This is a genomic window from Methylobacterium sp. WL116, from assembly GCF_008039455.1.
Taxonomy (GTDB): Bacteria; Pseudomonadota; Alphaproteobacteria; order Rhizobiales; family Beijerinckiaceae; genus Methylobacterium.
Window position 1 is genome coordinate 1 of the sequence record NZ_VRUV01000164.1, and the last position, 8,563, is coordinate 8,563.

An 8,563-nucleotide genomic window follows, 5' to 3' on the forward strand; every position below is an offset into this window, starting at 1 on the left:
GCTCGAGCGAGCCCGCCACGGCGCAGCGGTCGATCGTCGAGACGCCGCCGGCGGGCGCGGCGGTCATCGCCTCCATCACGTCCATCGGCAGCGACAGGAAGACCGGGCCCGAGGGCGCGGCCGAGCAGTCGTGGAAGGCGCGCCGCAGCAGGATCGGCAGCTGGTCGGCGTTGGTGACCTCGCGCGCCCACTTCACGGCGGGCGTGGCGAGGCTGACGAGGTCGCCGAACAGCAGCGGATCGGTGATCGCGTGACGCGAATCCTGCTGGCCCGCCGTCACCACCAGCGGCGTGCCCGAGACGTGGGCGTTGATCAGGTTGCCGAAGCCGTGGCCGAGGCCGCCGGCGGTGTGGAGGTTGAGGAAGGCGGGCCGGCGCGCGGCATGCGCGTAGCCGTCGGCCATCGCCACCGCGCTCGCCTCCTGCAGCGCCAGCACGTAGGCGATGTCGGGGGTCTCGGTGAGCGCGTCGATCAGCGGCAGCTCGGTGGTGCCGGGATTGCCGAAGATGTAGCGAACCCCCTCCGAGCGCAGCACCTCGAGCAGCACCATCGCCCCTCGGCGGCTTCCGAGCGCGTCCACCGTCGCAATCGCCATGGCCGTCCTTTCCGTCCCGTCGCGCGGCCGAGGCTACGCCGATGGCCGCACGGGGCAACCGCCCGGCGCGGTCAGAGCGCCAGGTGGGCCGCGACCGCCGAGGCGGCGCGCACCGCTCCCTGCGAGGCGCCCGTCGCGTAGCGGATCGCGTGGCGCGCGACGCGGTTGCGCACCCGGCGGACCGCCCAGGGCAGGGCGGTCTCGGTGGCGAGCGCGCGGGCGTAGAGGCTGGATCGCAGGCTCGCCGCGTCGCAGGCGACCTTGACCGGGTCGGCATAGAACGCGGCGACCTTGTCGGCACCCATGCCGGGCGTCGCGAGCCAGCCCGGCAGGTGGGCGTCGGCCAGTTGCCGCACGTCGGTCAGCACCTTGCCGATCCCGGTCCCGGGAATCGGGCACGCGGTCTGGAACGCGTCGCCGACGAGGACCACCCCGTCGCGGACGTGGCCCTCGGCCCGCATCAGGTCGATCGGGCGCACCTCGACCGAGCCGGCGACGGCGAGGTCCGGGCAATGGGCCGCGAGCCCCGGCATCAGCGCGCGCAGGGCCGCCTCCGGCTCGGCGCGAAACGCCTTCGCCCAGGGGGCGTTCGGCTGCTGGTAGCCGAACAGGTTCGCCCGCATGGTCTCGCCGAGCGGGAACAGCGTCAGGTAGGCGTCGCGTCCGCCGAACCGTTCGGAGAAGTAGGTCATCGCCTGAAACGGGAAGGTGTCGCGCGGCGCCGCCATGTCGAAGCCGACGGCCAGCGAGTGGCGTTCGCCGATCACGCGCCGGACGATCCCGGCCTTGCGGCGCAGCACGTCGCCGAGCCCCGTCGCCAGCACCACGAGGCGGCCGGCGAACCGGCGCCCGTCGCCGAGGGTGACGACCTGCCGCTCCGGGCCGAGATCGAGGTCGGCGACCCGGCCGACGGTGAGCAGCCCGGCGGGCAGGTCGGCCCGCAGGGCGTTGATCAGGTCGGGATAGGCGGCGCCGTACTCGGTGTTGCGCTCCCAATACGCGAGGCTGCCGAAGCGCACGACCCGGACGGTGTCGGTGCTCGTGGTGCACCCGCGGGCGGCGGCGCCGAACCCGAGGGACTCGAACAGCGACATCTGCGCGGAGCCGTACTTCTCGGCGCGGAAATCGTGCGGGTGGACGGCGTGGGTGTCGATCAGCGCGACGCTGCGGCCGTTGCGGGCGAGGCGGCCGGCCAGGCAGGTTCCGGCCAGGCCCGCGCCGATCACCACGACATCGAAGCAGTCCGTCTGAGCAGGCATGGCGAGCACATCCCTCCGGCAGGGGCGCCTTCGACACGCCCGCACGGTACAGAAGTCGCAACCATCCCGAAAAGAAGATCCTTGCGTAGTTCTTCGCGATCAACCCTTCGTGACCAGCGAGAAACATAGTGGCAATGTTCTACCGAAGGTAGAGATCGCGCCGCGCTTTCATCACCGACGACATGGTGCGGTCTGTTCAGGCGTCGCGACCGTCGCGCAAGTGCGTCACGAATTCCTGCGCGAAGGTCGGCAAGCCTTCGTAGCTGCGCAGGCACAGGGTCAGGGCGCGCGTCGCCCACGGCTCGACCAGCGGCACGACGGCGATGTCGAGGCCGCGGGCGACCCGCCGGGCCATGCTCTCGGGCACGATGCCGACGCCGACGCGGGCATCGACGAGGCGGCAGACGGCGTCGAACCCGCGCAGCTGCACGCGCAGGCGCATCGGGCGCCCGACGCGCGCCGCCTTGTCGGCGAGAAACCGGGTGAGCGCGCTCGCCCGGTCGAGACCGACGAGGTCGTGCGCCAGCACCTCGGCGAAGGCGACCGCCCCGCGCCCGGCCAGGGCGTGCCCGCGCGCCGCCACCAGCACGAAGCGGTCCTGCCGGAACGGGAAGGTCTCGAGGTCGCCGGTGTCGACCGTGCCCGACAGGATGCCGAGGTCGGCCTGCCCGTCCGCGACGAGGCCGACGATCTCGTCCGAGGTGTGCTCGTCGATCTCGACGCTGACCCCGGGGTTCTTCGCCAGGTAGGCGGCCAGCGCATCCGGCAGGAATTCGGTGAGCGCGTTGGTGTTGGCCAGGACCCGGATCTGCCCGACCGTGCCGCCGGAGAAGGCCGAGAGCTCGCCCTGCATCCGCTCGATCGCGGCGATCAGCCCGCGGGCATGCGCCAGCAAGGCCCGCCCGGCCGGGGTCGGCGTGACGCCGAAACGGGTGCGGGTGAGCAGGGCGGCGCCGAGCGAGGTCTCCATTGCCCGGATCCGCGTCGAGGCGGCGGCGAGCGCGAGGTTCGCGCGCGCCGCCCCGTGGGTGATCGAGCCGGCCTCGACCACGTGGCGGAAGAGGCTGAGGTCGGACAGGTCGAAGCGCATCATCGCCGGGCTTCCTTACGCGGGCCGCGAAGCCGCTGCCGGCGCCACAGCGATGCACGAGCGACTGCGAAACGCGCGCGCCCGACGCTCAGCCTTCGCCGATCGCGAAGGCATCATCAAGGAAATCCGTATTGCGAACCGTTCCAATCGGGCCCCTAACCATCGGGCGGATCGAACAGGGTAGGGGCAGGGCGGCATGGGAGGCGGGACGACGATCTGGGCGACCGGCGCGCTGCTCGTGCTCTGCATGGGCCTCTGGGCGACGGCGCTGCTGCCCGAGATCGTCACCGCGCTGCTGTTCTTCGCCCTCGCCATGCTGCTCAAGCTCGGCACGGCGGCGACGGTGTTCTCCGGCTTCGCGGCATCGGCCTTCTGGCTGGTGATGTCGGGGATGGTGGTCGGCCTCGCGATGACGCGGACCGGCCTCGGCGCACGCCTGGCGCAGGGGCTGAGCGGCCGGCTCTCGGGCTCCTATCCGCGCCTCGTCGCCGGGCTCGTGGGGTTCAGCTTCCTGCTCGCCTTCGTGATGCCGTCGAACCTCGGGCGCATCGCGCTGATGATTCCGGTGACCCTGTCGCTCTGCGACGCGTTCGGGCTGGCGCCCGGGCGGAAGGGCCGGATCGGCGCGGTGATGGCGGTCGGGCTCGCGACCCCGATCCTGTCGGCGGCGATCCTGCCCGCCAACGTGCCGAACCTGGTGATGGCCGGCGCGGCCGAGCGGCTCCAGGGCCTGCACCTCACCTACCTGCCCTATCTCTGGCTGCACGCGCCGGTCCTGGCGCTGGTGAAGGGCGTGCTGCTCGTGACGCTGTTCCCCGACCGGCTCGAATCCGGTGCCGCGGCGCTGCCGGCCCTGCCCCCGGCCTCGCCCGCCGAGCGCCGGCTGGCCGCGATCCTCGTCGGCACGCTGGCGCTATGGATGACCGACGGGCTGCACGGCATCGCCCCGGCCTGGGTCGGGCTCTCGGCCGCGGTGATCTGCCTGATGCCGCGGATCGGCGTGCTGCCGGCGGACGCCTTCGCGCAGGTCTCGCTGCGCACCTGCTTCTACATCGCCGCGCTGCTCGGCCTCGTGGCGGTCGTCAACGAGACCGGCTTGGGCGAGCGGCTCGGCCACGCGCTGCTGGCGGTCGCGCCCCTGAGCCCGGGCGCGACCGTGCAGAACTTCGCGGTGCTGACCGGCGTCGCCACGGCGCTCACCCTCGTGGTCACGGCCAACGGCGCGCCCGCGCTCTACACGGCGCTGGCGGGCGAGATGGCACAGGCCAGCGGCTGGCCTGTGCTCGACGTGGTGATGGTGCAGGTGCTCGGCTACGCGACGCTGTTCTTCCCGTATCAGGCGCCGCCCATCGTGTTCGCGCGCGAGCTCGGCGGCGTGTCGCTGAAGGACGCGACGCGCGCGACCTTCGCCTACGGGGTCGCGACGCTGCTGGTCGCCGCGCCGCTCGACTACCTCTGGTGGCGGCTGATCGGGCGACTGCCATGAGAAGGATACGTGTCGCGAGAACGGCGCCCGCCGTGCCCGGCGGCAGGCGATATCCCGACGAAATCGTCATCTCCGTCCTGCCATGCCGCATTGCGGCGAAACGCTCGGGCCTCTAGCGCTACAGATTAGAGACGGTCCAATTCCAAGATCGACCCGGTTCCGAGAACGACACGAGGCCTCCCGCACGATGGCACCCACCGCACGCCCCACCGTCGCCCAGCCGCTCTCGCCGCATCTCCAGATCTATCGCTGGACCTGGACGATGGCGATGTCGGTGTTCCACCGCGTCACCGGCACAGCGCTCTACGGCGGCACCGCGCTCGTCGCGATCTGGCTCGTGGCGCTCGCCTCGGGCCCGGCGGCCTACGCCTGGGTGGCGTGGTTCTTCGGGTCCTGGATCGGGCGGATCGTGCTGTTCGCCTACACCTGGATCCTGCTGCACCACATGCTGGGTGGCCTGCGGCACTTCGTGTGGGATGCCGGATACGGCTTCGACCGCGACAAGCGCATGGCGCTGGCCCGCGCCACCCTGATCGGCTCGGCGACGCTGACCATCGTCGTCTGGGCCGTCGCCCTTCTGGCGCGCTGAGGAGTTCCCGCCATGGCCAAGGCCAAGATCCTCCAGAACCCGCAGGTCTCGATCCGCACGCCCCGCGCCCGCGTCCGCGGCCTCGGCGTCGCCCACCACGGCGTCGGGCATTGGTGGATGCAGCGGCTGACCGCCGCCGCAAACGCGCCGCTGATGCTCGCCTTCGTGGTGATCATCGCGCTGATGGCCGGCCGCTCCTACGCGGAGGCGGTGGCCCTGGTGTCGCACCCCTTCGTCGCGATCGTCCTGATCCTCGCCGTGACCTCGGTCGCGATCCACATGCGTCTCGGGATGCAGGTGATCATCGAGGATTACGTCCACAGCCCGGGGCTGAAGATCGCCGCGGTGTTCGCCAACAACTTCTACGCGGTCGTCGTGGCCGTGGCCTGCCTCTACGCGATCCTGCGCGTGGGGCTCGGCCGCCTCGTCTGACCTGCCACTCGCGATCTTGAAGGAGCCTTCCATGGCCGCCAACGGACAGAACGGGCAGGGACCCGCCTATCCCATCACCGACCACACCTTCGACGTGGTGGTCGTCGGCGCGGGCGGCGCGGGCCTACGCGCCACCGTCGGCTGCTCCCAGGCGGGCCTGCGCACCGCCTGCATCACCAAGGTGTTCCCGACCCGCTCGCACACGGTGGCGGCGCAGGGCGGCATCTCGGCCTCGCTCGGCAACATGGGCCCGGACGACTGGCGCTGGCACATGTACGACACCGTGAAGGGGTCGGACTGGCTCGGCGACCAGGATGCGATCGAGTATCTCGTGCGCAACGCTCCCGCGGCCGTCTACGAGCTCGAGCACTGGGGCGTGCCGTTCTCGCGCACGGAAGAGGGCAAGATCTACCAGCGCCCGTTCGGCGGCATGACCACCGATTACGGCAAGGGCACCGCGCAGCGCACCTGCGCGGCCGCCGACCGCACGGGGCACGCGATGCTCCACACCCTGTACGGGCAGGCGGTGAAGAACCAGACCAACTTCTTCATCGAGTACTTCGCCCTCGACCTGATCATGGACGACGAGGGCCGCTGCCGCGGCGTCATCGCCATGGACCAAGCCACCGGCGAGATCCACCGCTTCCGCGCGCAGATGGTGATCCTCGCCACCGGCGGTTACGGCCGCTCGTACTTCTCGGCGACCTCGGCCCACACCTGCACCGGCGACGGCAATGCCATGGTGCTGCGTGCCGGCCTGCCGCTGCAGGACATGGAGTTCGTGCAGTTCCACCCGACCGGCATCTACGGCGCCGGCTGCCTGATCACCGAGGGCGCCCGCGGCGAGGGCGGCTACCTGACGAATTCCGAGGGCGAGCGCTTCATGGAGCGCTACGCCCCGTCGGCCAAGGATCTCGCCTCGCGCGACGTGGTCTCGCGCTCGATGACCATGGAGATCCGGGCCGGCCGCGGCGTCGGCAAGGGCGGCGACCACATCTTCCTGCACCTCGACCACCTCGACCCGGCGATCCTCCACCAGCGCCTGCCGGGCATCTCGGAATCCGCCAAGATCTTCGCCGGCGTCGACGTCACCAAGGAGCCGATCCCGGTGCTGCCGACGGTGCACTACAACATGGGCGGCATCCCGACGAACTATCACGGCGAGGTGCTGACCTTGCGCGACGGCAACCCCGACACCGTCGTGCCCGGCCTGATGGCGATCGGCGAGGCGGCCTGCGTCTCGGTGCACGGCGCCAACCGCCTCGGCTCGAACTCGCTGATCGACCTCGTGGTGTTCGGCCGCGCCGCCGGCCAGCGCTGCGCCGAGATCGTCGAGCCGAACGGCCGGCCGATGGACCTGGCCAAGGATTCCGCCGACAAGGCGCTGACCCGCCTCGACCGCTTCCGCTACGCCGACGGCTCCACGCCGACCGCGGACCTGCGCCTCGAGATGCAGAAGACGATGCAGAACAACTGCGCCGTGTTCCGCACCGGCGAGGTGCTGGAGGAGGGCAAGGGCCTGATCCACAAGGTGTGGTCGGCATCCGCCGACATCCGCATCACCGACCGGTCGCTCGTCTGGAACACCGACCTGCTCGAGACCCTGGAGTTCGACAACCTGATCGGCCAGGCGGTCGTCACCATGGAATCGGCCGCCAACCGCGAGGAATCGCGCGGGGCGCACGCTCGCGAGGACTTCCCCGACCGCAACGACAAGGAGTGGATGAAGCACACCCTGTCGTGGCTCGACGAGAGTGCCCACCGGGTGAGCATCGATTACCGCCCGGTCCACACCTACACGATGTCGAACGAGATCCAGTACATCGAGCCGAAGGCGCGCGTTTACTAAGCTGCGCGCTTCGGAAAGCCGATCGGCGGGACCGCGTTCCCGATGCGTCTTGCCGATCGTTGCTTCGATCGACTCTAGCGGAAGCCAACGACAGCCATGGCCGAATTCTCCCTCCCCAAGAACTCCCAGATCACCGAGGGCAAGTCCTGGCCCGCGACGACGGGGGCCAAGAACCTCAAGGAGTTCCGCGTCTACCGCTGGAACCCGGACGACGGGAAGAACCCGCGGATCGACACCTATCAGGTCGACCGCGACGATTGTGGGCCGATGGTGCTCGACGCGCTGCTGTGGATCAAGAACAAGGTCGACTCGACGCTGGTGTTCCGCCGCTCCTGCCGCGAGGGCATCTGCGGCTCCTGCGCCATGAACATCGAGGGCCAGAACGCGCTCGCCTGCACCATGGGCATCGACGAGTGCCAGGAGCACGCGAAGGGCCGCAAGACCGCCGCGGTGAAGATCTATCCGCTGCCGCACATGCCGGTGCTGAAGGACCTCGTCCCCGACCTGACGAACTTCTACGCCCAGCACGCCTCGGTCGAGCCCTGGCTCAAGACCGACACCCTGGCGCCCGAGAAGGAGTGGCCGCAGACGCCCGAGGACCGGGCCAAGCTCGACGGGCTGTACGAGTGCATCCTGTGCGCTTGCTGCACCACCTCGTGCCCGAGCTACTGGTGGAACGGCGAGAAGTTCCTCGGCCCGGCGGCGCTGCTGCAGGCCTATCGCTGGCTGATCGACAGCCGAGACGAGAACACCGGCGACCGCCTCGACGCGCTGCACGACCCGTTCAAGCTCTATCGCTGCCACACGATCATGAACTGTGCCAACACCTGCCCGAAGAGCCTGAACCCGGCCAAGGCGATCGCCGAGATCAAGAAGATGATGGTCGAGCGCACGGTGTGATCCGGCGGGGCGGCGGACTGAGGCCGCCCCGCCACACTCGGCCCGAAAAGCCTCGCGCGCGGGCCCTCCGAAGACCGTTCCCCGACCGGCCGCCTTGCGGGCATCGCAATTGCCCCCGACGCAAGGGCTCGCAAGGGGCGCCGCACGTGCGCCGGGGAAGCCGAGACCGATGCCGCGTCAGTACCGTTCGACGATCGCCCTCCTCGCGCTGGCGGCAGGGCTCGGCGCCTGCGCGTCGCAGCGCTTCGACGGACCCCGCGTCCGCGGGCCGGCACAGCAAGCCGCCATCGACAACATCGCCCCGGCGATGCCCTCCGGCGCCGTGACCTCGGCGCCGCTCGCGCCGCCGCCCGGTGCCACCGC

The 8,563-nt window shown here is 70.7% G+C and carries 8 protein-coding genes and 1 pseudogene; 6 read left to right on the forward strand and 3 right to left on the reverse strand.

Annotated elements, in window-relative coordinates; all coding sequences use genetic code 11:
• The 3 genes from FV223_RS13620 to FV223_RS13630 form a co-directional block, all read right to left on the reverse strand.
• Positions 1-595, reverse strand: a 595-nt coding sequence (locus FV223_RS13620; RefSeq protein WP_246689678.1) for a thiamine pyrophosphate-binding protein, incomplete at its 3' end; no start/stop codon positions are given.
• A 71-nt stretch (positions 596-666) separates the two neighbouring features.
• Positions 667-1,854: an NAD(P)/FAD-dependent oxidoreductase gene (locus FV223_RS13625; RefSeq protein ID WP_246689679.1), complete on the reverse strand. Its 1,188-nt coding sequence runs from the start codon at positions 1,852-1,854 to the stop codon at positions 667-669.
• Between the two features lie 196 nt (positions 1,855-2,050).
• A complete protein-coding gene (locus tag FV223_RS13630) occupies positions 2,051-2,947 on the reverse strand; it encodes a LysR substrate-binding domain-containing protein (RefSeq protein ID WP_187274788.1) in 897 nt (298 codons plus the stop codon).
• A 193-nt stretch (positions 2,948-3,140) separates the two neighbouring features.
• Here FV223_RS13630 and FV223_RS13635 point away from each other — a divergent pair, with 193 nt between their 5' ends.
• From FV223_RS13635 to FV223_RS13660, 6 genes and pseudogenes are all read left to right on the forward strand, one after another.
• The gene (locus FV223_RS13635) at positions 3,141-4,430 is read left to right on the forward strand and encodes an SLC13 family permease (RefSeq protein ID WP_147727558.1); all 1,290 of its coding nucleotides are present in this window, start codon (positions 3,141-3,143) and stop codon (positions 4,428-4,430) included.
• A gap of 187 nt (positions 4,431-4,617) precedes the next feature.
• Complete coding sequence (gene sdhC / locus FV223_RS13640) at positions 4,618-5,019, forward strand: succinate dehydrogenase, cytochrome b556 subunit (protein WP_147727559.1); 402 nt, start codon at positions 4,618-4,620, stop codon at positions 5,017-5,019.
• A 12-nt stretch (positions 5,020-5,031) separates the two neighbouring features.
• On the forward strand, positions 5,032-5,451 hold the full coding sequence (sdhD, locus tag FV223_RS13645) for a succinate dehydrogenase, hydrophobic membrane anchor protein (RefSeq protein ID WP_147727560.1): 420 nt from the start codon (positions 5,032-5,034) through the stop codon (positions 5,449-5,451).
• Between the two features lie 31 nt (positions 5,452-5,482).
• Positions 5,483-7,300, forward strand: a complete 1,818-nt coding sequence (gene sdhA / locus FV223_RS13650) for a succinate dehydrogenase flavoprotein subunit (RefSeq protein ID WP_147727561.1) — start codon at positions 5,483-5,485, stop codon at positions 7,298-7,300.
• Between the two features lie 96 nt (positions 7,301-7,396).
• The gene (locus FV223_RS13655; protein WP_147727562.1) at positions 7,397-8,200 is read left to right on the forward strand and encodes a succinate dehydrogenase iron-sulfur subunit; all 804 of its coding nucleotides are present in this window, start codon (positions 7,397-7,399) and stop codon (positions 8,198-8,200) included.
• Between the two features lie 169 nt (positions 8,201-8,369).
• Positions 8,370-8,563: pseudogene (locus FV223_RS13660) on the forward strand (hypothetical protein); the annotation flags it as partial.

Excerpts from the sequence above, each read along its gene's own strand:
- FV223_RS13625 (WP_246689679.1), bottom strand. The coding sequence starts at position 1,854 with ATGCCTGCTCAGACGGACTGCTTCGATGTCGTGGTGATCGGCGCGGGC.
- FV223_RS13630 (WP_187274788.1), bottom strand. The coding sequence starts at position 2,947 with ATGATGCGCTTCGACCTGTCCGACCTCAGCCTCTTCCGCCACGTGGTC.
- FV223_RS13635 (WP_147727558.1), top strand. The coding sequence starts at position 3,141 with ATGGGAGGCGGGACGACGATCTGGGCGACCGGCGCGCTGCTCGTGCTC.
- sdhC (WP_147727559.1), top strand. The coding sequence starts at position 4,618 with ATGGCACCCACCGCACGCCCCACCGTCGCCCAGCCGCTCTCGCCGCAT.
- sdhD (WP_147727560.1), top strand. The coding sequence starts at position 5,032 with ATGGCCAAGGCCAAGATCCTCCAGAACCCGCAGGTCTCGATCCGCACG.
- sdhA (WP_147727561.1), top strand. The coding sequence starts at position 5,483 with ATGGCCGCCAACGGACAGAACGGGCAGGGACCCGCCTATCCCATCACC.
- FV223_RS13655 (WP_147727562.1), top strand. The coding sequence starts at position 7,397 with ATGGCCGAATTCTCCCTCCCCAAGAACTCCCAGATCACCGAGGGCAAG.